28 protein-coding genes and 1 pseudogene are annotated in these 25,047 nt (G+C 63.0%); 10 read left to right on the forward strand and 19 right to left on the reverse strand.

Features of this window, described 5'->3' with window-relative positions; all coding sequences use genetic code 11:
* The first annotated feature begins 178 nt into the window (after positions 1–178).
* Positions 179–1,165 (forward strand): DUF5996 family protein, encoded by a 987-nt coding sequence (locus tag AC5RU3_RS14120; RefSeq protein WP_493965964.1) that lies wholly within the window; start codon positions 179–181, stop codon positions 1,163–1,165.
* A 6-nt stretch (positions 1,166–1,171) separates the two neighbouring features.
* Positions 1,172–1,735, forward strand: coding sequence for a dihydrofolate reductase family protein (locus tag AC5RU3_RS14125; RefSeq protein ID WP_493965965.1), 564 nt, complete (start codon positions 1,172–1,174; stop codon positions 1,733–1,735).
* A 54-nt stretch (positions 1,736–1,789) separates the two neighbouring features.
* On the opposite strand, the gene AC5RU3_RS14130 is transcribed toward AC5RU3_RS14125, so the two are convergent.
* Positions 1,790–2,659 carry a carbohydrate kinase family protein gene (locus AC5RU3_RS14130; protein ID WP_493965966.1) on the reverse strand — a complete coding sequence of 290 codons (870 nt, stop codon included), beginning with the start codon at positions 2,657–2,659 and terminating at the stop codon, positions 1,790–1,792.
* 186 nt (positions 2,660–2,845) lie between these two features.
* Here AC5RU3_RS14130 and AC5RU3_RS14135 point away from each other — a divergent pair, with 186 nt between their 5' ends.
* A complete protein-coding gene (locus tag AC5RU3_RS14135; protein WP_458116431.1) occupies positions 2,846–3,496 on the forward strand; it encodes an HNH endonuclease family protein in 651 nt (216 codons plus the stop codon).
* A 221-nt stretch (positions 3,497–3,717) separates the two neighbouring features.
* On the opposite strand, the gene AC5RU3_RS14140 is transcribed toward AC5RU3_RS14135, so the two are convergent.
* Positions 3,718–4,476 (reverse strand): hypothetical protein, encoded by a 759-nt coding sequence (locus AC5RU3_RS14140; RefSeq protein ID WP_493965967.1) that lies wholly within the window; start codon positions 4,474–4,476, stop codon positions 3,718–3,720.
* A 987-nt stretch (positions 4,477–5,463) separates the two neighbouring features.
* Between AC5RU3_RS14140 and AC5RU3_RS14145 the strand changes: the two are divergent.
* Positions 5,464–6,048: pseudogene (locus AC5RU3_RS14145) on the forward strand (EAL domain-containing protein).
* A gap of 31 nt (positions 6,049–6,079) precedes the next feature.
* Here AC5RU3_RS14145 and AC5RU3_RS14150 read toward each other — a convergent pair.
* On the reverse strand, positions 6,080–7,633 hold the full coding sequence (locus AC5RU3_RS14150; RefSeq protein WP_493965968.1) for an LTA synthase family protein: 1,554 nt from the start codon (positions 7,631–7,633) through the stop codon (positions 6,080–6,082).
* 235 nt (positions 7,634–7,868) lie between these two features.
* Positions 7,869–8,609, reverse strand: a complete 741-nt coding sequence (locus AC5RU3_RS14155) for an ANTAR domain-containing protein (protein WP_493965969.1) — start codon at positions 8,607–8,609, stop codon at positions 7,869–7,871.
* Between the two features lie 227 nt (positions 8,610–8,836).
* Between AC5RU3_RS14155 and AC5RU3_RS14160 the strand changes: the two genes are divergently transcribed.
* Positions 8,837–9,097, forward strand: a complete 261-nt coding sequence (locus AC5RU3_RS14160; RefSeq protein ID WP_493965970.1) for a hypothetical protein — start codon at positions 8,837–8,839, stop codon at positions 9,095–9,097.
* Positions 9,098–9,207: 110 nt separating this feature from the next.
* Here AC5RU3_RS14160 and AC5RU3_RS14165 read toward each other — a convergent pair whose 3' ends face one another.
* Positions 9,208–9,945, reverse strand: coding sequence for an ankyrin repeat domain-containing protein (locus AC5RU3_RS14165; protein WP_493965971.1), 738 nt, complete (start codon positions 9,943–9,945; stop codon positions 9,208–9,210).
* A 975-nt stretch (positions 9,946–10,920) separates the two neighbouring features.
* Here AC5RU3_RS14165 and AC5RU3_RS14170 point away from each other — a divergent pair.
* Together AC5RU3_RS14170 and AC5RU3_RS14175 are read left to right on the forward strand one after the other, a co-directional pair.
* Positions 10,921–11,139, forward strand: a complete 219-nt coding sequence (locus tag AC5RU3_RS14170) for a hypothetical protein (RefSeq protein WP_493965972.1) — start codon at positions 10,921–10,923, stop codon at positions 11,137–11,139.
* Positions 11,140–11,342: 203 nt separating this feature from the next.
* Positions 11,343–11,846 carry a GNAT family N-acetyltransferase gene (locus AC5RU3_RS14175; RefSeq protein WP_493965973.1) on the forward strand — a complete coding sequence of 168 codons (504 nt, stop codon included), beginning with the start codon at positions 11,343–11,345 and terminating at the stop codon, positions 11,844–11,846.
* 43 nt (positions 11,847–11,889) lie between these two features.
* On the opposite strand, the gene AC5RU3_RS14180 is transcribed toward AC5RU3_RS14175, so the two are convergent.
* Genes AC5RU3_RS14180 through AC5RU3_RS14200 form a run of 5 tightly spaced genes read right to left on the reverse strand, consistent with a single transcriptional unit; the run spans position 11,890 to position 14,296 of the window.
* Positions 11,890–12,825: an NAD(P)/FAD-dependent oxidoreductase gene (locus tag AC5RU3_RS14180; RefSeq protein ID WP_493965974.1), complete on the reverse strand. Its 936-nt coding sequence runs from the start codon at positions 12,823–12,825 to the stop codon at positions 11,890–11,892.
* 36 nt (positions 12,826–12,861) lie between these two features.
* Positions 12,862–13,086, reverse strand: coding sequence for a hypothetical protein (locus AC5RU3_RS14185; RefSeq protein WP_309071519.1), 225 nt, complete (start codon positions 13,084–13,086; stop codon positions 12,862–12,864).
* Positions 13,083–13,691: a Rho termination factor N-terminal domain-containing protein gene (locus tag AC5RU3_RS14190; RefSeq protein WP_493965975.1), complete on the reverse strand. Its 609-nt coding sequence runs from the start codon at positions 13,689–13,691 to the stop codon at positions 13,083–13,085. The genes AC5RU3_RS14185 and AC5RU3_RS14190 overlap by 4 nt, the downstream gene beginning before the upstream one ends.
* A gap of 20 nt (positions 13,692–13,711) precedes the next feature.
* Positions 13,712–14,056 (reverse strand): DUF8129 domain-containing protein, encoded by a 345-nt coding sequence (locus AC5RU3_RS14195; protein ID WP_493965976.1) that lies wholly within the window; start codon positions 14,054–14,056, stop codon positions 13,712–13,714.
* 6 nt (positions 14,057–14,062) lie between these two features.
* On the reverse strand, positions 14,063–14,296 hold the full coding sequence (locus AC5RU3_RS14200; RefSeq protein ID WP_309071522.1) for a hypothetical protein: 234 nt from the start codon (positions 14,294–14,296) through the stop codon (positions 14,063–14,065).
* Between the two features lie 164 nt (positions 14,297–14,460).
* On the opposite strand from AC5RU3_RS14200, the gene AC5RU3_RS14205 reads away from it, so the two are divergent.
* The gene (locus AC5RU3_RS14205; RefSeq protein WP_493965977.1) at positions 14,461–14,658 is read left to right on the forward strand and encodes a YegP family protein; all 198 of its coding nucleotides are present in this window, start codon (positions 14,461–14,463) and stop codon (positions 14,656–14,658) included.
* Between the two features lie 23 nt (positions 14,659–14,681).
* Entirely contained in the window at positions 14,682–15,845 is a 1,164-nt protein-coding gene (locus tag AC5RU3_RS14210; protein ID WP_493965978.1) for a glycosyltransferase family 9 protein, read from the forward strand.
* On the opposite strand, the gene AC5RU3_RS14215 is transcribed toward AC5RU3_RS14210, so the two are convergent.
* Genes AC5RU3_RS14215 through AC5RU3_RS14245 form a run of 7 tightly spaced genes read right to left on the reverse strand, consistent with a single transcriptional unit; the run spans position 15,811 to position 22,530 of the window.
* Positions 15,811–16,524 carry an SDR family oxidoreductase gene (locus AC5RU3_RS14215; RefSeq protein ID WP_309071525.1) on the reverse strand — a complete coding sequence of 238 codons (714 nt, stop codon included), beginning with the start codon at positions 16,522–16,524 and terminating at the stop codon, positions 15,811–15,813. The genes AC5RU3_RS14210 and AC5RU3_RS14215 overlap by 35 nt on opposite strands.
* A gap of 26 nt (positions 16,525–16,550) precedes the next feature.
* Complete coding sequence (locus AC5RU3_RS14220) at positions 16,551–17,951, reverse strand: PfkB family carbohydrate kinase (RefSeq protein ID WP_493965979.1); 1,401 nt, start codon at positions 17,949–17,951, stop codon at positions 16,551–16,553.
* Positions 17,948–18,640, reverse strand: coding sequence for a D-sedoheptulose-7-phosphate isomerase (locus AC5RU3_RS14225; protein ID WP_493965980.1), 693 nt, complete (start codon positions 18,638–18,640; stop codon positions 17,948–17,950). The genes AC5RU3_RS14220 and AC5RU3_RS14225 overlap by 4 nt, the downstream gene beginning before the upstream one ends.
* The gene (locus tag AC5RU3_RS14230; protein WP_309071527.1) at positions 18,637–19,953 is read right to left on the reverse strand and encodes a glycosyltransferase; all 1,317 of its coding nucleotides are present in this window, start codon (positions 19,951–19,953) and stop codon (positions 18,637–18,639) included. Before AC5RU3_RS14230 ends, AC5RU3_RS14225 begins: the two co-directional genes overlap by 4 nt.
* Positions 19,950–20,951, reverse strand: coding sequence for a glycosyltransferase (locus AC5RU3_RS14235; protein WP_493965981.1), 1,002 nt, complete (start codon positions 20,949–20,951; stop codon positions 19,950–19,952). The genes AC5RU3_RS14230 and AC5RU3_RS14235 overlap by 4 nt, the downstream gene beginning before the upstream one ends.
* Complete coding sequence (locus tag AC5RU3_RS14240) at positions 20,948–22,006, reverse strand: glycosyltransferase family 9 protein (RefSeq protein WP_493965982.1); 1,059 nt, start codon at positions 22,004–22,006, stop codon at positions 20,948–20,950. The genes AC5RU3_RS14235 and AC5RU3_RS14240 overlap by 4 nt, the downstream gene beginning before the upstream one ends.
* Positions 22,006–22,530 (reverse strand): D-glycero-alpha-D-manno-heptose-1,7-bisphosphate 7-phosphatase, encoded by a 525-nt coding sequence (locus tag AC5RU3_RS14245; RefSeq protein WP_493965983.1) that lies wholly within the window; start codon positions 22,528–22,530, stop codon positions 22,006–22,008. Before AC5RU3_RS14245 ends, AC5RU3_RS14240 begins: the two co-directional genes overlap by 1 nt.
* Positions 22,531–22,650: 120 nt before the next feature.
* Here AC5RU3_RS14245 and AC5RU3_RS14250 point away from each other — a divergent pair, with 120 nt between their 5' ends.
* A complete protein-coding gene (locus AC5RU3_RS14250; protein ID WP_493965984.1) occupies positions 22,651–23,616 on the forward strand; it encodes a glycosyltransferase family 9 protein in 966 nt (321 codons plus the stop codon).
* A 5-nt stretch (positions 23,617–23,621) separates the two neighbouring features.
* Here AC5RU3_RS14250 and AC5RU3_RS14255 read toward each other — a convergent pair whose 3' ends face one another.
* Together AC5RU3_RS14255 and AC5RU3_RS14260 are read right to left on the reverse strand one after the other, a co-directional pair.
* Positions 23,622–24,416 carry a sigma-70 family RNA polymerase sigma factor gene (locus tag AC5RU3_RS14255; protein WP_309124131.1) on the reverse strand — a complete coding sequence of 265 codons (795 nt, stop codon included), beginning with the start codon at positions 24,414–24,416 and terminating at the stop codon, positions 23,622–23,624.
* Positions 24,417–24,563: 147 nt separating this feature from the next.
* Positions 24,564–25,013, reverse strand: coding sequence for an SRPBCC family protein (locus AC5RU3_RS14260; protein WP_493965985.1), 450 nt, complete (start codon positions 25,011–25,013; stop codon positions 24,564–24,566).
* Between the last annotated feature and the right edge of the window lie 34 nt (positions 25,014–25,047).

Below are 25,047 nucleotides of genomic sequence, written 5' to 3' on the forward strand. Positions count from 1 at the left end.
CTCCGTGTCGGTCACATCAAGGGGACCCCTGCGGCGCTCCTCCCTGACCAGCAAAAGGGCGCCCTGTGCCCTATATCGCCCGCATCTTCATAGGATGTGAGCATCCTTCCTTCTCTACGGGCTGTGACCGGTGTGCTTGATTGCGGATGGGAGACCCGGCGCCTTGTTGGAGGTGGCCATGATTGCGACGGAGGTAGCAGTGAACGAGCAGGCGACGAAGCAAGTAAACGCGACGGCGAATATGTGGCCCGAGCTAAGGGTTGACGACTGGCAGGACACGCAAGCCACCCTGCACATGTGGTTCCAGGTGGTGGGTAAGGTCCGGATGGCGCACGCGCCTCTGATTAATCACTGGTGGCAGATCCCCTTTTATGTAACACCACGCGGTTTGGGTACGTCCTCGATCCCATACGGTAACGGGGTCTTCGACATGGAGTTCGACGTCGTTAACCACCGCCTTCAGGTGCGCAGCAGTGCTGGTGGGGAACGGAGCGTCGCACTTGAGCCGCAGTCTGTGGCCCAATTCCACGCCCGGACGATGGAGGCGCTGGCCGAACTCGGGATCGAAGCACCAATCCGGCCGGTGCCAACCGAGGTGGACCCTGCTGTTCCCTTCGCGGAAGACCATCATCACGCGTCCTACGATGCGGCTTCGGTCACTGCCTTCTGGCGGCAGCTGCTCCAGGCCGATCGTGTCATCACCCGTTTCCGCTCAGAGTTCCTCGGCAAGGTGAGCCCTGTCCACTTCTTTTGGGGAGCCATGGATTTGGCTTGCACGCGCTTCTCGGGGCGCACCGCCCCGACTCATCCCGGAGGCGCACCAAACTGTGCCGACTGGGTCATGGAGGAGGGTTATTCGCATGAACTCTCCAGCTGTGGGTTTTGGCCCGGCGGCGGCGAGGAGGGCGCTTTCTACTCCTACGCCTATCCGGAACCCGAGGGTTACCGCGACGTACTGATCGACGTCGAGGGCGCGTACTACAGCGCAGAATTCCGGCAGTTCCTGTTGCCGTATGAGGCCGTTCGAACTGCTGAGGATCCGGACGCCGCACTGCTCCAGTTCCTACGGGCCACCTACCAGGCAGCGGCAGACCTGGGCGCCTGGGACAGCGGCCTGTTGGTCGACCCGCAGAGGCTGGAAAAGTATGCGCGCCCTAGCCGGTAGTGACGCATGCGCAACCTGACTTTCGCCATGAACGCGAGCCTGGACGGCTATATTGCCGCGCCTGGGAACGACCTCGGCTGGAGCGCAACGAGCGAGGAGCTGTTCCAATGGTGGTCAGACCGGGTCGCTGCAACGGGCCTTGCGTTGTACGGGCGCAAACTATGGGAGATGATGAGCTCCGATTGGCCGACCGCCGACCAGCAGCCCGACGCCACCCCTGCCCGGATCAAGTTCGCCCAGCGCTGGCGCGACATGCCGAAGGTGGTGTTCTCCTCCACAACCAGCACGGTCGACTGGAACGCCCGGCTTGCCACCGGTGACGCGGTTGCCGAGATCACCCGGCTGAAAGCCGACGACGGCGGCCCTATGGACATCGGCGGTGCCACACTCGCCGCGGCGGCGATGCGGGCGGGGCTGATCGACGAGTACGTGATTGTTTCCCATCCGGTCCTGGTGGGCGGTGGCACCCCGTTCTTCACAGCCCTCGACAACTGGGTGAACCTAAAGCTCGTGGAGACCCGGACGTTCCCCCACGGCGTACTCCTGAGCAGGTACCTGACCAGGCGCTAGGCGGCCTACCAGGGATTAATTGATAGTCCACCCAGCGAACTCACGATGTCTGGATCACCCCTGACATCGGTGTTCCAAGAGCACCGGGTGTAGGTGCTCAGTCTCAATGGCGATACGGGCCTGCGCGGCCGCCGCCTCGAGAGCATCAGCCACCGCTGCACCACCGACGGTGGCAGCGAGGAAACCGGCCATGAAAGCATCTCCTGCACCGTTCGTGTCGACGACGTCGGCCGGAAGCGCGGAGATCTCATGCCTGGCGCCATTCGCCTCCAAGGCGATCGCACCATCCGCTCCCCGTGTGCACACCGCCAAGCGAGGACCCCGTTCGATGCAGGAGCGCATCAGCTCCCAAGGATCGTCGGTTCGATCATCGTTCATGAACAGCACATCGGAGGCACGCACGAATGGCTCATGGAAAGCAGACGAGCCGTCGTAATCATGCAGATCCACCCACAGCGGAGTTTGTCCGACAATCCCGCTTTCCAGCAGTAGAACGCCAAGTTCGCTCAGGTCAATCACAGCAACATCAGCTGCCGCGACCGTGGCGCCAGTGGATTGAAGCGCACTCGGAGATGGCGTGGACGGGACTGAAACATAGAGCGAAACCCGCCCGCCGTGATCATCCATGAGGTTGACGTGGCGCTCAGTGCGATCGGACGCTATCGGCTGCACCGTGACGCCGGCCGCGGTGAGCAGATCACAGACAAGCTCGCCGTCGTCGTCCGCGGCAAGAGGTGAGCACAGACGTACGTCAATGCTGAGACCCGCCAGGTGCAGGGCTTTCCCCGCAGAGGTTCCGCCGACCGTCTGCCAGGAACGCCGTGCGAACTGCATGTGGGGAACAGGCTCCGGAAGGCGGTCGAGGAGTATCAGGTGGTTCCATGAAGCAGGGCCACAGACGGCAACTACCGGATCACTACTCATGCCCCTATCCAAGCACGGCGGTTCCTTGAGCCCGCGCTGAGGCAGCAACCGCGGACCTCCGTCGACCACGTGAACCTAAAGTCTTGCCGAGTTTTCCCTCAAGTTGAGCTGAATGGCCGATTCCGGGTGCCAAGATCAGCTCAGCGCCCACGGTGGGTGCTTCGATTTTGGGGGAACACCATGCGAATGAAATCTGCGCTCGTTGCTGCGCTCACGGCAGGGCTGCTGCTCACCGGCCTCTCCGCTCCGGCCCAGGCCGCGACGACCTATACAACCGATCTAAGGACCGCCGTCCGTGCCCTCCCCGTTGCCGTGGAGAATAACGTTGGGTACGACCGGAACCGCTACTTCGGGCAGTGGATTGACCAGAATAAGGATTGCCAGAACACCCGTCACGAGGTCCTTATATCGGAGAGCAAGGTTGCCCCGAAATACACAACCGTCAAGCCTTGCACTGTTGCAACCGGCAAATGGGTGACCACGTTCGATAACAAGACTCATACGTCGGCCGGCACCGTCCAGATCGACCACATGGTGCCCGTCCACGAGGCCTGGGGTTCAGGAGCCCGGAGCTGGACCCAGGCACGAAGGGTGGCGTTCTACAACGACCTTGGGTACGCCGGATCACTCAACGCCCAGACCAGTAGCCTGAACGCCTCCAAGCAGGCGTCCGGGCCTGAGCAGTGGATGCCTCCGGCGAACCAATGCGCCTACATCGCTCAGTGGACAGTTGTGAAGGCTCGGTGGGGAATGACAGTCGATAAGGCCGAGAAGGCCGCCCTGATCAAGTGGGCCGATAAGTGCGCCAAGGTGACATTGAGCATCACCAAGGCGTGAACGATCGTCCTCGCCAGACTCTCCGATTAGGGGAACACACACACGTGATCACTGCTCCATAACTCCCTGTACAGTACGTCGGCAGCTCATTACCACATCAGTAAGGGCGATGACAGCAAGGACGTTCAGCCAGGGGATTCAAGCCATAGGAACCGCTGTAGGACTGCCTTGACTTCGCCATCCTAGGGATTAGGAACGGCTCGGGCGGGATAGTCAACGAATCACCGCTTCGTGGGTTCACTAGATTTCTCCGTGCCCGCTTCACCTGAATGCTGAGGGGTGGAATCGGCGGTGGAGGGCTGCTCACCGCTCTCAGCACCGTTGCTGGGTTCGTGCGGTTCGTGAATCAGCTCGTTGATATTGGGTCGTAGGTATTCCTTGTCCTCTGGAGTGCCATCAATCATCACTCTCATTGACAGCACTAGCACCTTTCGAAGGGCCTCCCACCTCTCCCTTGTGGTGGTGTTCCGTGTTAACCAGTCGATGCATGCTTGCCCGAGGTCGGAAACCTCTTCCACACCGAGGAGCTCAATAACGGCGAGGGATGATTCTGTCCGAGAAATGTGGTCTCCATACTTCCGAACATCCACCTCGTACTTAGCTGATAACACTGGCTCTTCTGGAGAATCCGAAGGAACGGAGTCGAGCTCATCCTTTGTGGTCACGACGATTGTATGGGCGATGCTGAGGGAGTTCAGTTCTCGTAAGAAGTCAGCGAAAGAGGTTCTAAGTTCTTCACGCCTCCGAAGCTTGTCTTCTCTCTCATGCTGAAGCATGAGGCGTCTCGCTTCATTGCGTGCTGAGATTATTTGACCGACGACGACACCGCTAATACCAGCCAACGCTCCAAGGAACGCAGTGAAGAGTGGAACCCAGTTAAACGTGCTGGTCGAAGCTTCCGGTTCGGGCTCGGGCGTTATCACCGCTACATACGAAACCCATGAATACATCGCATCATCGAGAAGCTGGAGAACTTCCATACCTGACAGTAAGCCATGCCGTCATGATTAGTGAGGGAAGTGCGATCTACTGCTTCTTATCCTGCTCAGGATTAGCCCAACGAGCCAGGGTGTCCTTAACGTGCTTTTGTGTCTTCATGCTCTGGGAGTCAATGACCGCTGGAATGGGTTCTCCCTGAAGTGAAGCTCTCATTGCGGTTTCACCTGGGTATCGAGTTGGTGGGCTCTGTCCGTGGCTTCCTTATCGTTTGGGTCAATGTCCAGAATCTCTTCGCAGGAGGCGTTGGCGGACTCGCACACTTCCTTGTCGCCCACAAGATCAATGACACCAATAGCCGAAGTCTTACTGCCTGTTAGAGCGGCTCCTCTCTCAGATTGTGCTTCTGTCTTCGCAACATCGTTATTGCTGACACCTACCATCCCTACGCTCTTGAGGACTTTGACGACGGTCTTACTGTGCTTGTACCTGCTGATAAATAACACGTACTCGTCTAGATACTTCAGTAGCTCGGAGTAGAGGAGCTTACGTACTTCGCGTTGCCTGCTCTCATCTTCTCGCTTGTGTTGAACTTCCAGTCTTTTAGCCTCATTGCGTCCTGAAGCGACTTGAGAGATCAGTGTTCCAGCAATGCCAAGGATGGCACCGAGGATAACTCCCCAGTCTTATATGAGCTATCTTCCTCACCCTGTGTGGGTGTTGTAGGTGACGGAGTGGGCTTAACTGTGGAGGCAAGCACGACGCCACATTCGTTGAACACTCCCGCAAGCTCTGCACATTCCATCCCATGAGGGCAAGCCATGCCTCAAGGTTCGCCGGACTTGGAAACTACTACTTGGCAGTTTCAGCATTGGCGGTTCCAGCTTCCACTTCTTCGACCTGGGCTTGAAGTTCTCAGGATGGTATTTCTCAGGTAACTGTTCACCCTTCAGCGATGACCTCATTGCTGCCTTCGTCATCTCTCCGTAAGCCTTAGCGATGTCATCGAGAGGGCGGAGATTAGCTGTCTGATGTTGTCCAAACATTGCTTGACCAACGCCTCGTATTCACTGGAAAGTTCAGTCTACGAACCGGCCGCCTGTCTCCGGGCGACACTAGTTGCAGCCAGGCGATGCAACCTTCCGACATTCTCAATCATGTTCGAGTTCACGGAGAATGAGGAGGTTGCTAACACAGAACACCTCAGCAACATCATTAACGAGTATCGAAGACATGGTTTCTACACGGCCATCGATGACTTCGGTGCCGGCCATGGCGGGACTGGGGCTTTTGGTTGCGTTCCAACCAGACCTTATCAAGATTGATATGAAGCTCGTTCGAGGGATTGATAGCAGCCCTGCGGCCAGGCGGTCGCAACCGGCGTCGCCGGTATCGCTGACAAGCTCGGCATCACGGTTCTCGCGGAGGGCATCGAAACCGAAGCCGAGTTCCTGTTCCTGCAGGCTGGCGGCATCCGCTTGTTCCAGAGTTATTGGTTTGCCAAGCCCGCTTTCGAGGAACTTCCGGCAATCGATTTCAGGTCGGGGAATAAAGGCGCAGTGCGCTTAAAGCCTCGCGGTGAGGGGTCCGGCGCCGAGCTATCTGGATCAGATTAAGGCTGCGGCAGGCGCGCACCAACGGACAGCGCTACTCGATGGCACTCTCGCCGTCCCAGGCCTCCTCATAGAACCGCGGCGAAGCCGAGTTCAACAGCTCAGCATAGGAATCAGGGTTCATAGCCTGCGCGGAGTCAGTGGGAACAGTCGAGGCGAGACCGGACACACCCAGGCCTGCCTCCTGGTCCTGGAGGGTCAGGCCGGCCACCTCCAATATGGACGGATACATGTTCAGTTGATCCACGTCAGCGAGCCATGTGGCGCTGCTGTCCGCGCCTGGAGTCCAGATTCGGTTGAAGATGGTGCGGTTGTGGTTGCCGCTCAACTGTTCTTCGAAGGGGTCGCCGGTGCTCAACTGCTTGAGGTGGTCGCCCATAATCACGACCGCGGTGTCGTCAAGGTAGCCCTTTTCCTTCATGTGGTTCACAAATCCAGCCACTTGGGTCATGGAGCAGGAGAACACCGAGGTGGTCGCGTCCTCCGTGTCCACGTCGCAGTAGTCGAAAATGTGCAGCGGCGCGTGTGTGTCCAGGGTCAACAATGTGAGGTTGAACGGCTCACCGGACTTTTCCGCCTCGGCGTGCAGCACGTCGACCTCTTCCTTGGCGTTCGCCATGAGGCGTTCATCGCTCAGGCCCCAGTCGCTGCGAAAGCTCTCCGCCGTTTCACCGGCTGCGCGCCAATCGGAGAGGTCCCTGATCTCGGAGTAGCCGTGACTGCTCAGGAAGACATCCTTCGCTGCGAAGGAGGCATTCGCACCGCCCAGAAAGACGTTGGTGTAGCCGTGCGCGTCCAGAACGTCGCCCAGGCAAGTGACTCCACCCAAATAGGTATCGACTTCGCCGCCGAGACTGTTGAACGCGCCGGTTCCCATAGCGGAACTTGTGCCTTTCAAGGGGATGCCGCATTGGGTGGAAACGAGCCCGGCCATTGTCCAGCCACCACCTTTGTACTCGCGCAGGCTCTCGACGGATTGCCAACCATCTGAAGCCCGGGTGGCCTCCTTGAGTGAAGCAAAGGCGTCTTTTTCAAAGAGTTGATCATCCGCGATGGTTCCCTCACCTGACTCGAGATAGATCAACACCAGGTTCCGCTTGTGCACATCGCTGGTGATGGTCGGCTCCACATAGTAGTTGCCGATGTCATACGAGGAATTTGCCGCCTTGATGTAGTCCCACAGGCTGACTGTGCTGGCGAAGGAAGTGGTGCCGGCGATCACCAACGCGGCCACCAGAGCGATGAAGGCGGTGTGCGTGATCCATTGCAGTCGCTGCGGAAGGACCACGCCGTACTTCCGACGCTTGCGGCGTCGGAAGTATTGCCAGAGGGCAACACCCGCGGTGATGAGCAGAGGCAGTACGCCGATCCCGAGGATGCCGGTCCAGACGATGGCTCCGCCTCCGCCGTTGGTTTCTACGGAGACGAGGTTCAGGACCATCTGACCCACCGAGATCTTGCCCCAGTAGAAGCGGATGCCGACAGCGGCGATGAGCAGCGTGAGCCCCGCCCAGATCAGGGCGTAGACACACACATGCCCCAGGACGGCGCCAACCCGCCGGCTCACGTGAAGAATCCGGCCGGACATGGCATCACCTCGCGTTCCAGATGCCCGAACGTCAGTCGGAGAACCCTTCGGGTTCCAACTCGATCTCTTGCTGATATAAGGCCAGTCCGGCCATGCTACTCGTTTAACGGCGGTTCACCCGTTTCTGAGGTCCCATACCGCAGGACGAACCGCGTCCGTCATTCGGACAGACTGGCTGAGAACCTTATATTGCTCATATTTTCCTCGGCACTTCAGGCTTGACCCATGAATGCCGTCAGTAATCGAAGTGTGTTGCGGGTTTCGAGTTCGCGTTGGCGCCGCCGACGATTTGCCCGGCAAGGTCTCGTAGTTTGATGTTGCGGTGTGAGGACGCTTTGACCAGGAAAGTGAACGCCTCGGTTTGGCTGCACTGGCTCTGACTCATGATGATTCCCACCGCAATATCGATCGCCGTGCGTGATTCCAGTGCCGCTTCCAAGTTTCCGGCATGCTCGCTGTGTTGGGCGATGCGCACGGCAAGGCGTAGCGAGCGGGAGGCTTCATTCGCGTACGTCCTTGCGCTTTCTATTGCTTCGTCAGTGAACTTGTTCACCGCATCCGAGTACAGGTTCAGCGCGGCTCTCGCTTCCCCTGCCAGATCGAAAGGGACTGCGAGAATTGAGCGCAGGCCGTGCTTCGAGATGATCTCGGTATACTGCGGCCAGCGCTCTTCCCGGCGTACGTCCGGGACTTTGACAATGACTTGCTCACGGGCGGCCCTCAGGCACGGACCATCATTGAAGCTGTATCGAATCTCATCCATGTTCTGGGCGTATTCGCTGCTACTTCCAACGGTTGCGGCTTTACGATCGCGTAGCAGTGTGATGCCGCAGAGCATTCGCTCTCCGAAGCTCAGCGAGCGCACCGCATGCTGACAGAGCTCGTCGAGGAACTGACGTACATCGGAAGAATTAAGGACGGCGTCGTGAAGGTGGTGATTGTCGTTGGTATGCGGATCGGTGAGATCGCTGCTCATCGCAGTGGGCTCCGGGTCTGTCCATGCAGAACGGCATCAGAAAGTTGTTCCGTGCCCGGAGCATCACCAGCTACGCGAGGAACAAAAACAAGCATCCATGATGGCGTAGCTAATTTTCGGCCGTCTGCTTAACCTTGCGCCCAGCTTAGCCCACCACACTTGGTGCACTCGGAGGAATTGTTGTACTTGCTGGCTGCAGTACGTCCATCTTTGGAGCGCCACCGTGCATGCCGCCGCCCTATTCCGTCAGTCCTTCGAGTGCTGCAGTCGGGGACACCGTAATCATCGAAGCGCAGGACTCCGATTGCGGTCTCCGTTATGGCGAGAACGCTGAAGTCAATGTGACGGTCACAGATGCGGCCGGTAAGAAGATCATCAGTACAACCGCACCGATGAACGATGCCGGCGGTTTCAAGTACTCATTTCAACTACCAACCAACACCACTCCTGGGGAAGGCGGCCGTGGAAGCGTATCCACACGACGTTGATTGGTGCGACGACACAGATCGTGCGCCGCTCGAATAGAGCCGTTGCTAGTCACCGAGTCGAGATAGTCCTGGATGTTTTGAGAACAACTGGGTCGCCTCGCTGTCACCGTCTACTGTTCCGTCGCTTTGCGCAGGATAGTAGCGATCTCCGGGAAGCCCAGGGACGTGGCCTGCTGCAATGGCGTCAGACCATCGCTTTGGGAGGAGAGCATCACGTCGGCCCCGCCGTCGACGAGCAGCTGCACCGTCTCAACGTACCGGGGCGAACCATCGCCAAAGATGATCGCCTCGTGCAGTGCGGTCCAGCCCGGGTTGTTGACGTGATTAACGTCCACGTCCGTCTCCAGCAGCCTTCGCACCACCTCCGCGTGGCCACGCTCCGCGGCGCGGATCAGGGCGGTGCCGTTGTAACTGTCGCGCGCGTGAACGTCCGCACCCCTGCGCAGGGTCAGATCCAGCAGCTCGATGTAGCCCTCACTCGCCGCGATGAGGAAAGCGCTTTGTTGGGTCTCGTCCTCGTAGTTCACGTCAGCACCGGCGTCGATGAGCCGGCGAGCTTCGGCGACATTGTTTCCCCAGGCCGCCGCGATCAGGTTCCTATTCAGCGCGATTAGTTCACCGGGGGCGAGCGACTTAGAAGTAGCTGGTGGGCTGCTCGGCGACACAACTGGAGCAGACTCCAAGGCCAGCGGCGACGGGCTGGGTGTGCTCGACGGGCTAGGGGTGCTTGACGCGCGCGCGGACGCGGAAGGAGTCTGTTGCGTCGGACCGGTCACTTCGCCGTTGTCGGTGCAGCCGGTCATCAGCAGCAGTACGGCAAGAAGACCAGCCCGCACGAGGGCCCTCACCGAGACGCCTGCCGTGGGACCACCGAGGTGGCACACCAGAGCTTCATCGGGACCATTCCCATGCCTGCCAGCATACCCGTGCCATGAATCGGACAGCCGCGGGCCAGGCCCGGCTCAGCGCGGGCGCCACGGGCAGCTCGCTGGGTCCAGTTACCGATCGACCAGGAACTGCAGAAGGCAAGCTACGCCAGCGTTCTCTGATCCGTCAGCCGCCGAATCTGAAACGCTGCGAGTGAAGCGGCAACCATACCAAATCCGGTCGCTATGACGAACGAGGGTAATGGCAGGTTTCCGACGAGGGTAAGTCCGAACCCGACATAAATGGTGGTCATGATGCCTGCACCTAGAGCCCCCGCGCGAGTACCGGGAGACTTTCCAGGGGACGATATACGAGGGTTCAGGCGCAATCCGATCAGTGCGCCGACACACGTAACTAAACCTGCCAACGCCCCGACGAAGAGGCCGATCATGCCGAGGACGACCATTTGCGTGAAGCCCCGCCATATGGAGCCGTGGGGTTGAGTGACGAGGCTTAACAGAGTTATTGCGGCGCCTACAAAGGCACCCAGCAATGCGCCCGCCACCGCGGCCCTAACAAAGAGTGGCAACACAACCTGCGCCACTACGAACCAGCCCCCATGCACGACACCCTAACCCAATCCGAGATAGCCAACTGCCGACGGCCAATCCTGCTGTGATGCGGTGAGGGATCCTACACCGTGCCATCTCTTGGGCGGCTGTAACGGGCGAGGGAGATCCTCAACGTTGAACTCCTCGTGCAAGCTGACGCGTGCAATGCCCACGAGGCTACTGTGAGTACGGCAATCCATCAAGCCAGCGAGAGCCAGCTACGGAAGGATTATCGAGAGTAACTTCTCCTGGTCTGACGCATCGAGGATCTAATCTGGGTGACCGCCCGCAGCCCCTTCCATGCAACTTACTCCAAGGTCTTGTGCTGGGACGGCTGCGAAGCAAATGACTGAAATGAAGATGCGATTGCTAGGCGACAGAGTATCCCGCCGTACGGCTTGGAGGATCACCCGCGAGCAGCGCTGGGAATCAACCTATGACGCCGAATGTCTGGCTGTAGCAAAACTGCAGGCCGACGCCCTCGTGACCGTCAGTCCGGAATTGCTGGTTGGGGCGGAGGGTGTCGTCCCCCTTGCCCCTCTCGAGGCACTCTTCAGTGACTGAGTCCAGAAAGTGACTTCGCCGGTCATGACAACAACACGCCGCCAAAAGGCCGCATAAGCCGAATCTTCTGCGATGCACTTCGCGGATGCGGCCCCGACCAGGTGCCCAACGAATTGCTGCCCGTTCACTTCGAGGTCGCTTCACATGATCGAAACACCGGCATCTTAGGATCTCGTGCAGAAACTGAGTGAGGAAACCTGCAAATGATCTCCGTACAGACAGACAGTCCAATGCGGGCCGACGTCCAACTGCTTCTAGCCGAACATCTGAGCGACATGTACGCGACTTCGCCTGCCGACAGCGTGCACGCCCTTGATCACTCCGCGCTGGCCGCCGCGGGAATCGCCTTCTACACCGCCAGAGAACACGGGCTCCTGCTCGGATGCGGTGCGCTGAAGCACCTCTCCCGCCACGAGGCGGAAATCAAGTCGATGCGCACTGCTACGCCGGCACGACGACGTGGTGTGGCCAATCTCCTTCTCACCCGGATCATCGCCGAAGCCGGGGCCAAGGGCTATGAGCGCCTGTCGCTGGAAACGGGTACGGAGGACTACTTCGCCGCCGCACGCGGCCTATACCAGCGACATGGCTTCGAGGAGTGCGCACCCTTCGGTACCTACGCGCCAGACCCGCACAGCACGTTCATGAGCTTGACTTTGAGCCCCTCAATCCTTAATTCCTATACGGGGTCACGGACGGATACCTGAAGGTCGGTTGACGCAGACGTGCCGCCTCCCGGCGAGCGGCTTCCTAATCTCCCGCGCTCCCTGCCGGCACCTTCCGTGCCTCGTCAACGTCGTCATCGATCAGTTCCGCGTTTACCGCCACTGCCAAGCGGTACGCATCCCCGGCGGCAACGATCACCTGGGCCGCCGGATCCGCTGCATTTCCCACCGCCCACACTCCCTCGACACTGGTGCGTCCGAACTCATCCGTGCTGACACAGCCGTTCTCCAACGTCTGGCAGTCCGGCGCCTTCACGATCGAGGTATCGACCGTTGCTCCCGGTTCATAGAACAGGGCATCGCACGGATATAGCTCTCCACTTTCCAACCGGACGCCGGTCAGGGATTCTGGACCGGCAACCAGCGCCTGCACCCGCTCGTTAACGACGCGCACCCCACGGGAGCCCAGCGATGCTTGCGCTTCGACACCAACAGAGCTCATCTCGTGTGTGAAGAGCGTGACATCGCTGGAGAACTGCCGAAGCAGGAGGGCTTGCTGGACCGAGCACTCGCCTGTCCCCAGCACGGCAAGCGTCTGGTCCTGGTGCTCCCATCCATGGCAGTACGGACACTGGAACAACCCTCTGCCCCACCGTGCTTCTGCCCCCTCTACATCGGGCAGGACGTCCCGCAAGCCCGTTGCCAGAATCACCTGCCTGGCGGTGAGAGTACGTCCGCCCTCCAGACAGACCCGACGATCCGGATGAACTTCCTCTGCGGTGGCACTAATAATTTCTACGCCGTAACTCTGGACTTCTTCGCGTGCCAGCTCCACGAACTTCGCCGGCGGGATTCCGTCACGCGTGAGGTACCCGTGGATGTGGCCCGCGCGAATGTTGCGCGGTTCCCCGGCGTCGACGACGGCGACGCGCCGCCGTGCCCGCCCCAGAAGGAGGGCGGCACTTAGGCCGGCTGCGCCGCCCCCGATGACGACGACGTCGTAATGGTCTTCCAGCTTCATGTGCCGTGCCCTCCCATGCCAAGCCGGTCGCAGGACCTACGTGGAGACGTCATTCTCAATGTCTTCGGCAAGATCGTCCACCTTCTCCGGGCGCAGGTGCACTCCAGCTTCGTCGAGTCGCTCCTCGAGGACGTGCGTGACATCATCCTCCACATGGCCGAGCCGTATTTCGGACCGAACGTCCTCAGCAATTTCCTCGACCAGTTCCTCCTGAGCCTCAGGGTCTATGCTCAGCGGTTCCTGGTTGGCGTCGGCGGTCATGCGTCCTCCCTCCCCGGATTCTCGAGCCGGAAGAACGTCGACTGGTTCCCGTCGCTTCGGTTCTCCTGGTAGATGAAGTTCAGCTGGCGCTCGTCAAACGTCTTGAACCACTCTTCCCAGCTGACATGGCGAAGGTTGTCGTCATCTCCGCCGAAGTCGAACCGGAGAACACCAAGGTGGTCACCGTGTTCGGTGCCGTCGACAGTCGCGGGTACCCCTCCGCGTTCCTCTGCCCACTCCTTGATCACCTCGTGATGGGTGGTGACGAGGCTTCGCCCCTCCCGCTCGGGCTCTTCGTCGGGCGAAGTCACTTCCTGGGAGTACTTCAACGATTTCGACGACTCAGGCCCGCGGCGTATCTTCCCACCGTCAGGCCCTGCGCCGAGGTCACCGTCAGAATCGGCATCGGAGTCAGCACCGCCGGAGCCGTCGCCGCTGCGTGCCTCCACGATGGCCTCGACAAGCTCCTCTTTCTTCAACCCAGAGACAGCATCGACGCCAGCGGCCTTTGCTTCCTCACGCAATTCATCGACCTTCATCTCCCGGAGGTCACTTTCGTTGACGCCCGGTGTGTTGGGGGTCTGATTTCCCGGTTGTTGTGCCATGGCAGGATCTCCCTTCTTGTTCAGCGGGGCTGGGCCGGGTTGGTGGGATCACCCTGCGATGGCGGGTTCACGGGTGGGCCTGACGTTGCCGGACTTACCGGTGATCCGCCCTGGCTCTGGGATTTCTCCGGTGTCGCTGGATTGGTGGATCCGCTGGGTTCGGCACCATTGCGTAGCGCCTCCAGCCTCTGCTCGAGCACCTGCACAACAGGGAGCCGGTCGCCGTGCGCCCGTTCATAGGCCAAAAGCTGTCCCACTCCGGTTTCATCAAGGCCGTTGATGCGGGTCGGCAAGGTTCCCAGCGGAAGGTGGTCATAGTCCGGTAGGGGAAGGTCGTCGTGTCGTGGTGATTCATTCTGTGCCATGAGATATCACTCCGATGGTTCGGTCGCTACGTCGGTTGGTCCTTCTTCTCCGCTCGTGTCGTCCTCGAGCTCGTCTTCACCTCGGGAGTTGTCCTCCAGATCGGTGTCAATGCCGTTGTTGTCGTCGAACTGTTCGACTTCATCAGGTGACTCTCCGCCACCTGGATCGTCACACCCGGTCAGCAGCACGGCGCTGATGCCCGCAGCAGCTGCCATTGCCCACAATTTGTGCTTCGCCATGATCAGTCCCTTTCTGCTCACACCTTCGGGCGGTTCCACCCTTATCAATAAACAGTATGCTTACTATCTTCGTCTTGTCGACGATTAGAGCACGCGATTTTATAAGCACGCTGATAATCTACGATGAGTACAAATCCAGACAACCGTGACGAAGGAGTCCTGACATGGCGGGCAAATTCGAGCTCTATTTCGACGACGACAAGCGCTACCGCTTCCGGTTGACCGGCGACGACGGCGCCACCCTGATGACCAGCGAGTCGTACGATGACAAGCCCACCGCCGTCTCCGGAATCAACGGCATCCGCGACTGCGCCTCCACTGCGCTGATCAAGGACCTGACTGACGGCCAAGACACCGAATAACTACGAGTGAGCGCGAGGTGACGATGTCCAACAGCCCCACAGCCAACCTGCAGGCCGCAGCGATGGGAACGGGCATTGGCCCGGTCCTGGAAAGGTTCCAGGACGTCGAGCGCATTGCGATCCTCCGCGGTGGCGGTCTCGGCGATCTGCTCTTCGCCTACCCGGCGCTGAGCGCACTCGCAGCGGCGTATCCCGACGCATCCATCACCCTGCTCGGGCTCCCGTTGCACGCCGAACTCCTCCGCGACCGGCCCGGGCCTGTGGCGGAAGTGGAAGTGCTGCCGTTCGCCTCCGGAGTGCGCCCGGGCCCGGAGGACGGAACGGCGACGGCAAACTTCTTCGCTGACATGCGGTCCCGGCACTTTGATCTTGCAGTGCAGATCCACGGCGGCGGGCGCAATTCCAACCCCTTCCTCCTCAAACTCGGGGCGAGACACACTGTCGGCACGAGGACCCCGGATGCGGTGGCGTTGGAACGCACCCTTCCCTACATCTACTACCAAAATGAATTCCTGCGTTCGCTTGAGGTGGTGGGCCTTGCCGGCGCTGCACCGGTGTCGCTCGAACCCCGGTTGATCGTCACCCCGGAGGAGACGGCGGCCGGGCTTCACCTCACCGGCGCGGGAACGCGCCCTCTTCTGGTGATCCATCCCGGCGCAACGGATCCCCGCAGGCGCTGGCCGGCGTCGTCGTTTGCTGTGGTCGCGGCGCGGGCGGCACGGGACGGCAGCGACGTGGTGCTGGTCGGGGACGACGGCGACGCACCGCTGGCCGCGAAAATCGTCCGGATGGCGCAGGCGGAAGCAGCATCAGAGGGGGCGCGCATCCGCTCTCTTGCCGGCCGGCTGTCGCTCAGCGAGCTGACGGGAGTGCTGTCGGTGGCGACCGTCGTCGTCGGTAATGACAGCGGACCCCGCCACCTGGCGCAGGCGGTCGGCACCCCCACGGTGGGTGTCTACTGGGTGGGCAATGTCATCAACGCTGGTGCCCTGGGCCGGACATTCCACCGCGTGCACCTGGCGTGGACCACTCAGTGCGCCACGTGCGGCGTGGATGTAACGCAGGTGGGCTGGACCGCTGAACGGTGCGAACACGATGATTCACACGTTCAGCAGATCCAGCCCGATGCGGTGTACGACGACGTTCGGGACCTTACGGCCACGACCCCTCTTCTTCGTGGCAGATAAGCATCTGCCGGATCTCACAGCCGCGTGGTTGTGACAGCGCGAAAAGGATCGCGTCAGCCACTCGCCTGGGGTCATTGAGCCGCGAGTTGTCCTGGGGCTTGTACTTCTCGTCCCGGTCATCGAAGAACTTCGTCTCCATGCCGCCGGGAATCATGGTGGTCACGCCCACTTCACCGGCCATCTCGGCTGCCAGCGCATGACTGAAGCCCACGACGCCGAACTTGGAGGCGCAGTAGGCGGTGGCGTCGGCGACTGCCCGGATGCCCAGGGTCGAGGCGATGGTAATCACCCGGCCATGGCTCGTCTTCAGATACGGCAGCGCGGCGCGCACGGTGGAAACGGTGCCGGTGAGGTTGACGGCCAGAACCTTCTCCCACTCAGCTGCCGCTACGTCTTCGAGCCGGCCGCAGCGGTCGATGCCGGCTGCAGTCACGACGGCGTCGAGCCCGCCCAGCGTTTCGGCCGCCTGTTGTACGGCTTGTGTCACAGCCTCCCGGTCCGCGACGTCGACTTCCAGGGCTTTCACGCCCGACGCCCCGCTGATGTCCCGGTCGAGCACCACAGGGGTGCCGCCGGCGTCGAGCACGCGGGCCACGACCGCTGCCCCCAGTCCGGACGCGCCGCCTGTGACCAGTACGCGGCCGGGGTTGAAGGTGCTGTTGTCAGTAGAAACAGACATGTGATCCTCTCGGTGTCTCTTGCTGGTTACCCGACCTCGGCGAGCGCCGCGGCCAGGGAGGTGGTTGAACGGGCTGGGATGTAGGGGACGGTCACGGTCTGCCCGCCCCACGATCGCAGGAGTGCGGACTCTGGAAGCTCGGTTGCGGAGTAGTCGCCGCCCTTGACCCAGATGTCGGGACGCAGGGCAGCCAGGGCCTCCTCGGGTGTGTCCTCTCCAAAGACGAATACGGCATCGACGCACTCGAGCGCGGAGAGGAGTTCCGCGCGGTCGTCCTCGCCCATGATCGGGCGCTGCGGGCCCTTGAGCCTGCGGACCGACTCATCCGAGTTGAGGCAGACGATCAGGCATTCTCCGAGCCTTCGCGCCGCGGACAGGGTTCGGGCGTGGCCGGCGTGCAGCAGATCGAAGCATCCGCCGGTGGCCACGACGGTGCCGCCCGCCTCGCGGGTTTCACGGGCAACCCGGAGCGCGTCGACCGCCGGTCCGTGCAGCTGTGTCGGTTCAGGGTCCTCCCCGAGCGCTGACACACCGCCCCGGCCGAGGAACTCCGCCGCCCGCTGGACCGCGGTCTCGACAGCCTCGCCGAGCGTCGTCCCGCCGCCGAGTGCAAGCGCGAGGGCGGAGCAGAACCTGTCACCGGCTCCACACGGATCATTGGCACCAATCGCGGGCGCCGGCACCAGATGCGGCAGTTCCGCGCTTGTTCCCTGATGGTGGATCAGCGCGCCCCGCTCCCCCAGCGTCACGACGACGGCCTTGCTCTTCCACGTCCGTTCCAGCGCTGCTGCAGCGTCAGCAGCAGCGCGAATGACGTCGGAGGCGCTCCCCTGCGTTGTACCCGATGCCTTCAGTGCTTCACTGAAGTTCGGGGTAACGGCGGCAACTCCGGGCACCGGTTCCGGCCCCGACGGATGCGGGTCCCAAACAACCGGGACACGTCCCGCGACCCGCTCCAGCACTTCCCGCAGCTGTTCGTTCGCTGCAAGCCCGCGCCCGTAGTCGGAAACCAGTATGACGTCGGCCCCTTCCACTGCCTGCAGCATTTCCTCGGTGACGGACGGCACCGGTGCGGCGCCGCAGCCTTCATCGAAACGCACGACGGCGTGGTTCCCCGCGCGCACCCGCGTCTTCACCGGGGTAGGTGCACCGGACGGGCCAGTGACGAGCCGGATGCCGGCGAGTTCCGCGCGGAGGGCGGAGGCGGCGTCGTCGTCGGAGAGCACCGTGACGAGCTCGAGACTGACACCGGACCTGTTGTCCTGCGCATCCTGCTGGAGCATCCGCGCGGTCAGGCCGGCGCCGCCGGCACGCCGCCTGACGGCAGCCACATCCACCACGGGCACCGGAGCGTCCGGGCTCAACCGGCCGGCGTCTCCGGACAAATCCACATCGAGGAGGACATCCCCGACTACGACGATCCTCATGATCCCGCCTCCATAGTCCGGCAGCGCGCCACTTCTGCATCGAACGCCCGGCAGATGGCGTGCAGCGCTATGAGGTGCCCCTCCTGCGCATTGGCCGACCGGGCGTCCACGGCCACATGGTCATCGCAGGCCGCCGTCAACGGGTTGGGGCCAGGGCCGGTGAGAGCCCAGCTTGTGATTCCGATCTTCCGGGCCGCTTCAGCCGCGCGCAGGAGGTTGGGGCTCTTGCCGCTCGTGCTAAGGAGCAGCAGTACGTCTCCCTCGCGGCCGTGGCCCTGCACCTGGCGGGCGAAGACGTTGTCGTAGCCGTAGTCATTCGCGATTGCTGTCACTGAGGAGGACTCAGCGTGCAGGGAGATGGCGGAGAACGCCTCTCTCTCGCCGTCGAACCTGCCCACCAACTCCGCCGTCAGGTGTTGAGCTTCGGCCGCTGACCCCCCGTTGCCTGCGGCGAGCAGGCGCTGGCCGGCCATGAGGCGTCCGGCGAGATCGACCCCCCAGTCTGCAAGATGGGCGGCGGAGGCCATCAGGGATTCGACCGCCGGCAGTACGTGCTGAAGATGACCCATGACGGCGTCGTAAGCACCGGATCCGGGAGCGCTGAGCGGCGCCGGCTCAGGACGCGGCGGAACGGCGATCAGCGGTTGCCTCCGCCCGGGCCGGACAGTGGCTAGGTATTCGGCGCTCATCGGGCGCTCCTTCCGGTGCTCTGCAGATGTGAGTTGGAGGCAAGGGGTGACGCCGGCGCCAACCGCGATGTCCTGCGTCGGGCCGGTGTCCGCCCACTGGCCTGGTTCAGCGTCAGCTGGTACGCCTTCTCGGTGTCGGCGGCGATGCGGTCCCAGGAATAGCGCGCATGCACCCTGGCCAGTCCTGCGCTGCCGAGTTCCTTCGCTGCCTCGGGATTCTCGATGACCTGGCGGATGGCTTCGGCGAGCGCCTCGACATCGCGCGGGGGTACGTGCAGCCCGGTCTGGCCGTCCACGACCGTGTCGATCAGCCCGCCCACGGCGGCAGCGATGACCGGGACTCCGCAGGCCATCGCCTCGAGCGGGACTATCCCGAACGGTTCATACCAGGGTGCGCACACCACGGCGTCGGCGCTGCGCAGCAGCTCGGGCATCCGCTCACGGGGCACCTGCCCCTCAAGCACAACGCGGTCTGCGACGCCCAAATCCGTGGCAAGATTCATCAGGCGCCGGGCTTCTGGATCTTCTTCGAGGCGCTTGGCGTCTCCGCTGCCGCCCGCGATCACGAGTTCGACGTCGTCAATCCCGCTGTCTGCCAACCTCCGCAGTGCACGGATCACCAGGTCGACGCCCTTACGCGGCACCAGGCGTCCCACGGTCATGATCCGGTGTGCGCGCCGTCGGGGAGCGGCCGGCCCCTCGGCCCCGAACAGTGTCAGGTCCACTCCGCAGGGCGCCACCGACACCCGTGTGCCCTCCACGCCCATGGCCTTCAGCTCGAACACCTCGTCGGAGCAGGTTGCGATCACCCGGTCCGCTTGCCGGCCCACGGAAGGTTCCAGCCAGGCACGTTCCAGCGGACTGGTGTCCTCCTTGCCCTGGTGCCGCCGCTTCACTGTTCCCAGCGCGTGGAAGGTCTGCACCACGGGGACGGCGTAACCGGCGTCGTCCCTCCGGGCGGCGTCGAGTGCCGCGATCCCGGACATCCAGAAGTGCCCGTGCACCAGGTCCGGCGGGCAGGAACCCCAGTCAGCAGCGATGCCGTCGGCGAGCTGGCCCATGAACGGCAGGAGGTCATCCTTGGGGATGGTGGTCGGCGGACCGGCGTCGACGTGAACCACTTCGACTCCTGGCGCAGCCTGGACCCGTTCGGGAAGGTCCGTGCTGTCCCTGCGGGTGTAGACCGTGATGCTGTGCCCGCGCCGTGCGAGCGCCAGTGACAGCGCAGCGACGTGCACATTCTGGCCCCCGGCGTCCACCCCGCCGAGCGCAGCGAGTGGACTCGCGTGCTCGGACACCATGGAAATCCTCATTGTGGTCTCCTTTCCGAAACTGCCAGGACGCGCGAACGCTCAGTGGTATCCCCCAGGACTTCGTCCCACGCTTCCAGGAACGCCTGCAGGCCATAGCGCTCCAGCGCCACCTGCCGCGCCACCTGGCCACGTGATTGTGCTTCTGCAGGGTCATCGATGAGCAGGCGTACTGCGGCGCGCAGTTCATCGGTGTTGGTCGAAATGGCACCCGCTTCCGGCGGCACCGCGCGGGCCGCCTCGGTCGTCGCCAGGGCGACCACCGGCATTCCGAGGTGCATCGATTCCAGCAGCGCAAGGCCAAGCGACGTCCAGCGCAGCGGGTGGACATAGACCCGGCGGCGGGCGAGTTCCGCGTGGAGCTTCGGCGTCGGCAGGTCACCGCAGACCGTCAGCTCCTCCGCGCCCAGACCGAGCGCGTTCGGCAGCTCGGCGGTTCCCATGCCGAAGACATCGAGATGAGCTTCCCGGCTGAACAGCGGAAGCAGGTCGGTGCCGGTGACCCGTCCCCGCCGCACCGGCTCATTCACGACGACGGCGGCATGCGGCAGCTCCCCGGTGTAGAGCGGACCGGGGTCCACGATGCCGTGCTCGACCACGGCCGTGGGCGCCATGCCGTTGTCCCAGAAGAGCCGGTTGAAGTGGGTGACGTGGACGATCGGAATCTCGCTCTGGCCGCCAAGCGGATGCAGCGTCGTCGGGATGTCGCCCTTGGGGGTGTTGTGTTCGAGGAAGACTGCGGGAATATCGCGCCCGGGGCGGCGTCCCAGCAGACGCTCAACCTCCTCCAGTTCCTCCAGCCGCTGCAGGACGACGACGTCGGGATTCTCCTCGCGCAGCTGCACCGGCGGCACCTCGCGCACCGAAGCCGGCCAGTCCCGGCCGGCACGGCCGAGGCCCCACGGACCCCCTTCGGGCGTGGTGGGCAGCAGGTACTCGTGCGCACCACGGACAAACGCATCGGTCCATCCGCCGTGCACGTGCCAGAGCAGTATCCTCATGCGTTCCTCGTTTCTCTTCTGCTGGCCAGGGACGGGATTCCGGAGATCAGCCGCTGCACAGCGGCGTAGGCATCTTCCGGGCTGACATCTGCGAGACAGGGGTGACCGGCCACCGGACAGTCACGGGCCCGGGTGAGCTTGCAGGGCGCGTTCTGATCCCCGAGCAACTCAACCGGCACGCGGTATGGTGCCCACCGGACGGCCGGCACCACCGGTGAGAACAGACTGACGACGGGCGTGCCCACCGCAGCAGCGAGGTGCGCTGGACCGGTATTGCCGACGACGACAGCGTCCGCCCCCGCCAGCACCCCGGCCATCGTGCGCAGATCGGTCTGGCCGCCGAGGTCGATGCCGTCAGGGCCCGCGACCGTGGCTGTCAGTTCCGGCTCGCCGTTTCCGCCGGTCACCACCACGCGGTAGCCCGCACCGGTCAGCAGTTCCGCGAGCGCGGCGTGATGCAAAGCCGGCCAGGCGCGGGCGGGGACAGCTGCGCCCGGGTGCAGGACGATGTAGGGACCTTCGCCCACCAGGTGCGTCACGTCGGGGATGCCGTGCACGCGAAGCCGTCCGTCGTCGTCGTCCGGCAGGAGGTAACCTCCGGCGGCGGCAATCTGCAGTGCGCGCTCCGGCTCCGGCTGATCCTCCGGGAAGTCCTCGCCGGGTTTGAGCCGTACGTCAAGGAGACTCCCGGCGTAGTCCACCGATGCACCGGTGATGCGCCCGACGCCGGCCAGCCGCAGTACCAGCGCCAAGGGCAGCGGGGACTGGTGGAAGGAAGTGAGGATAACGGCTTCCGTGATACCGGCGTCCGCCACGGCATCCCGCAGGGTATCCAGGTGCCCAGCGGTCACCTCGGGTGCCGGCGACGCGATCCACGGAGAGTTCCAGACGATGACCTCCGACACCCCGGGAAGCAGTTCCGCCCCCGGTGCCCCTTGCGGACCGCACAACATGACGACGCCGGCAGGATCGCTTGCGGCGACGGCCCGGACCGCGGGACCGCACAGGAGAACGTCACCGACGCTGTCCAGGCGCGCCACCAGCACCCGGCCCATCAGGCGGCGCCCCGCAGCAACGCGACTGCTTCTGCGAGCGTGTCTGCCTTCAACGGCGCGGCATCGATCTCCTCCTGGCGGGTGATCGGGGTGGGAACAAGTACGCCCGTCGCCCCTGCAGCGGCGGCGGCCTCGACGTCCGCTCCGATGTCCCCGATGAAGGCGACCTCGGAGGGATGCAGCCCCAGCTTCTCGCAGGCGCGCAGAATCATGCCCGGCGCCGGTTTGCGGCAGGTGCAGCCGTCGTCGGGCCCGTGGGGGCAGATCTCCCACACGTCGAAGGGACCCAGCACGGCGTCAACGCGCTGGTTCACTGCTGCAACCTGATGCTCGGTGATCAGTCCGCGCGCGATCCCGGACTGGTTGGTGAGCACACCCAGCGGCACTCCGTCCGCGCGCAGGATGTTCAGCGTTTCGAGAGCACCGGGCATGGCGACCACGCGGTCCGGGTCGCCGTTGTACGGCACGTCGACCACAATGGTGCCGTCCCGATCGAGGAGAACAGCTTTCGGCTCGCTTCTCATACAGGCACTGTTCCCTGAGAAGTGGGAACCTAAACACTTCTTCGCGGAGAAGTTCTCCTCAGGCCCGCCGGAGGTGGACGGCCGCACCGCGCAGGCGCTCCTTTCTGGCAGGATACTTTCATGCTGCCTGACACTGCCGTGGAAGCCCTCGAGCCGGACGGACGCCCTGAAGTACTGGCATTGCGTGCCCTCAAGCTCGGAGATCTCCTGGTCGCGGTCCCAGCCCTGAGGGGCCTGCGCCGCGCCTTCCCTGAACACCGCATCCTGTACGCCGCGCAGTCCTGGCTCGAACCGATCGTGCAGCTGACCGGCGCCGTGGACGACTTGCTGCCCACCCACGGGCTCGATGTACCGCTCGCCCTCCGTCCGGGCAGGGTGGACGTTGCCGTGAACCTGCACGGCAACGGGCCCGAGAGCCGCGGGCGGCTTGAAGCTTTGGATGCCTCCCGGCGGATTGGGCACCATGCGCCGGGCTGGTCCGGCCCGGAGTGGGAAGACGGAGTCCACGAGAGGTACCGCTGGGCGCACCTCGTCCAATCCCACGGCATCGACGCCGATCCGTTGGACTACCACCTGCTGCCGCCGCCGGTTCAAAGCCCCGCGCCCGGCGCCGTCGTTATTCACGTGGGCGCCGCCTACGGAAGCAGGCTCTGGCCGGTGAAGCGGTTCGCCGAAGTCGCCCGGGCGCTTTCCGACGCCGGCCAGCAGGTGCTGCTTACCGGCAGCACCGGCGAGCGTCCCCGTGCGGAAGCAGTTGCCCAGGCCGCCGGGCTCGATGAGACCCATGTCGTGGCGGGACGCCTTGGGTTGCTGGAGTTCGCGGCCCTGATCTCTTCGGCGTCGCTGGTCATCTCGGCTGATACCGGCGCCGCCCATCTGGCCTCGGCATACTCCCGGCCGTCAGTGGTGCTGTTCGGGCCGGCCCCCGTGGCGGAATGGGGGCCGCCGCCCGGACCGCATCTTGTGCTGACGGACGAATCGGTACGCCGTGGCGAAACCTTCGCCAGTGAACCGGATCCAGCGATTCTCGCAGTAACGCCCGAGGATGTGCTGCGCGCGGCTGCGGAACTGGGTATCTCGCGCTGACCCCTTCAGGCGATGCGCGCTGCCGCACCCGTTGCTGCCAGGCCGATTGTTTCGGTGCCCAGTAAGCGTTTCTGGAGTTTCACGAGTGTCCGCGCGAGGAGTCGCGAAACCTGCATCTGGGTCATGCCGAGCCGTCGGGCGATGCGGTCCTGGGTCTCCTCGTGGAAGTAGCGCCGATACAGCAGTTCCCGCTCGCGTTCTGACAGCTCACGCACTGCGGCGCGCAGGGCGAGCACTTCATCGCTCCGGGCGTACTGGTCGTCGCCGGCTGTCAGGACCTCGGCCCAACCCGGGCCCTCCGTCGTTGTATCGAGCGATTCGGGCCGCTGGCTTCCGCCGCAGTTCAAAGCTTCCGCGACCGTTGCCGAATCCTTCTGGAGGTGTTCGGAGAGCTCGTCGAGGGAGGGCTCCCGACCGAGTCGCTGAGCCAGTTCGGAACCCGCCTTGACGGCCGCCGACTTCAGGTCCTGGAGCTCGCGCGGCGGCCGTATCATCCAACAGCAGTCCCGCAGGTAGCGCTTCACTTCGCCTCGAATGGTGGGGACGGCGTACGCGGCGAACTCGATGCCAAGCTCCGGGTCGAAGCGGCGCGCGGCCTTCATCAGTCCTACGTATGCGACCTGGCGGACATCCGCGGCGTCGTTGGAGAAGGGGGAATAGCCCCGTGCTATCCCCTCGGCTATGTGGAGGTGCTCCAGGGCGATGCTCTCCTGCATGGCGGCCTTCAGACTGCCGGACGGCCGCTTGGCTGAGGGGCTGATGCGGGGCTTGGCCTCCCGCGCGGGCGCGACTTCTTGCATACTTTCACCTCGAGTCGGAGACATGGGGCGGTTCTTCTACAGAAGAACATAAGCATGCTGAGCAAAGCAACGCGTTTACTAAATCGTTATCTTAAAAATCTTCTAATCGTTTCTCGACTGCGGTATTGACTACTTCTCCTCGACCAACTAAGGACGGTGCTGGTCAATCGCGTACTTCTCCAAGTTCTTCAGAGTCCGTTCCATCGCCGCCGGATGCTTCCTCGTGAAACCCAGCAGCTTCAGGATCGGCTTGCCGAAGACTGCCCGCGCGTCCCATTCCTCTGCGACCAACGTGCCGCCGTCGTGCTCTTTCAGGGTGTAACGCCACACATGGCGCGAAAAGTGCCGCCACGCGATGCGCTTGCCCTCCTCGAATTCCACGACGGTGTTCAGGATTTTGTAGGGCGCACCGATCTTCATATCCATCCCGAAGCGCGCACCGGCGGAAAGGCGCTGAGGCCCGTTGGGCTGCTCACCCGAGACGGTTCCGGAACCGTCGATCACACTATGCAGGGCCGGGGTGGCCAGGACCTCGAAGACGGCGGCGGCAGAGGCAGGGATGAATCGCTCCCGGCGGATCAGGTAAGGGGTGGCCATAGGTTCATTCTCCATCGAGTGGGCGCCCACAACC

The sequence above is a fragment of the Arthrobacter sp. MDB1-55 genome, assembly GCF_059092925.1.

Bases quoted from the DNA above. Each gene is read 5' to 3' on its own strand.
- AC5RU3_RS14260 (WP_493965985.1), bottom strand. From the start codon at position 25,013: ATGGCCACCCCTTACCTGATCCGCCGGGAGCGATTCATCCCTGCCTCT.
- AC5RU3_RS14125 (WP_493965965.1), top strand. From the start codon at position 1,172: ATGCGCAACCTGACTTTCGCCATGAACGCGAGCCTGGACGGCTATATT.
- AC5RU3_RS14230 (WP_309071527.1), bottom strand. From the start codon at position 19,953: ATGAGGATTTCCATGGTGTCCGAGCACGCGAGTCCACTCGCTGCGCTC.
- AC5RU3_RS14210 (WP_493965978.1), top strand. From the start codon at position 14,682: ATGTCCAACAGCCCCACAGCCAACCTGCAGGCCGCAGCGATGGGAACG.
- AC5RU3_RS14130 (WP_493965966.1), bottom strand. From the start codon at position 2,659: ATGAGTAGTGATCCGGTAGTTGCCGTCTGTGGCCCTGCTTCATGGAAC.
- AC5RU3_RS14235 (WP_493965981.1), bottom strand. From the start codon at position 20,951: ATGAGGATACTGCTCTGGCACGTGCACGGCGGATGGACCGATGCGTTT.
- AC5RU3_RS14180 (WP_493965974.1), bottom strand. From the start codon at position 12,825: ATGAAGCTGGAAGACCATTACGACGTCGTCGTCATCGGGGGCGGCGCA.
- AC5RU3_RS14205 (WP_493965977.1), top strand. From the start codon at position 14,461: ATGGCGGGCAAATTCGAGCTCTATTTCGACGACGACAAGCGCTACCGC.
- AC5RU3_RS14195 (WP_493965976.1), bottom strand. From the start codon at position 14,056: ATGGCACAGAATGAATCACCACGACACGACGACCTTCCCCTACCGGAC.
- AC5RU3_RS14120 (WP_493965964.1), top strand. From the start codon at position 179: ATGATTGCGACGGAGGTAGCAGTGAACGAGCAGGCGACGAAGCAAGTA.
- AC5RU3_RS14155 (WP_493965969.1), bottom strand. From the start codon at position 8,609: ATGAGCAGCGATCTCACCGATCCGCATACCAACGACAATCACCACCTT.
- AC5RU3_RS14245 (WP_493965983.1), bottom strand. From the start codon at position 22,530: ATGAGAAGCGAGCCGAAAGCTGTTCTCCTCGATCGGGACGGCACCATT.
- AC5RU3_RS14240 (WP_493965982.1), bottom strand. From the start codon at position 22,006: ATGGGCCGGGTGCTGGTGGCGCGCCTGGACAGCGTCGGTGACGTTCTC.
- AC5RU3_RS14150 (WP_493965968.1), bottom strand. From the start codon at position 7,633: ATGTCCGGCCGGATTCTTCACGTGAGCCGGCGGGTTGGCGCCGTCCTG.
- AC5RU3_RS14220 (WP_493965979.1), bottom strand. From the start codon at position 17,951: ATGAGGATCGTCGTAGTCGGGGATGTCCTCCTCGATGTGGATTTGTCC.
- AC5RU3_RS14255 (WP_309124131.1), bottom strand. From the start codon at position 24,416: ATGCAAGAAGTCGCGCCCGCGCGGGAGGCCAAGCCCCGCATCAGCCCC.
- AC5RU3_RS14170 (WP_493965972.1), top strand. From the start codon at position 10,921: ATGACTGAAATGAAGATGCGATTGCTAGGCGACAGAGTATCCCGCCGT.
- AC5RU3_RS14250 (WP_493965984.1), top strand. From the start codon at position 22,651: ATGCTGCCTGACACTGCCGTGGAAGCCCTCGAGCCGGACGGACGCCCT.
- AC5RU3_RS14160 (WP_493965970.1), top strand. From the start codon at position 8,837: ATGCCGCCGCCCTATTCCGTCAGTCCTTCGAGTGCTGCAGTCGGGGAC.
- AC5RU3_RS14215 (WP_309071525.1), bottom strand. From the start codon at position 16,524: ATGTCTGTTTCTACTGACAACAGCACCTTCAACCCCGGCCGCGTACTG.
- AC5RU3_RS14140 (WP_493965967.1), bottom strand. From the start codon at position 4,476: ATGGAAGTTCTCCAGCTTCTCGATGATGCGATGTATTCATGGGTTTCG.
- AC5RU3_RS14200 (WP_309071522.1), bottom strand. From the start codon at position 14,296: ATGGCGAAGCACAAATTGTGGGCAATGGCAGCTGCTGCGGGCATCAGC.
- AC5RU3_RS14185 (WP_309071519.1), bottom strand. From the start codon at position 13,086: ATGACCGCCGACGCCAACCAGGAACCGCTGAGCATAGACCCTGAGGCT.
- AC5RU3_RS14175 (WP_493965973.1), top strand. From the start codon at position 11,343: ATGATCTCCGTACAGACAGACAGTCCAATGCGGGCCGACGTCCAACTG.
- AC5RU3_RS14190 (WP_493965975.1), bottom strand. From the start codon at position 13,691: ATGGCACAACAACCGGGAAATCAGACCCCCAACACACCGGGCGTCAAC.
- AC5RU3_RS14225 (WP_493965980.1), bottom strand. From the start codon at position 18,640: ATGAGCGCCGAATACCTAGCCACTGTCCGGCCCGGGCGGAGGCAACCG.
- AC5RU3_RS14135 (WP_458116431.1), top strand. From the start codon at position 2,846: ATGAAATCTGCGCTCGTTGCTGCGCTCACGGCAGGGCTGCTGCTCACC.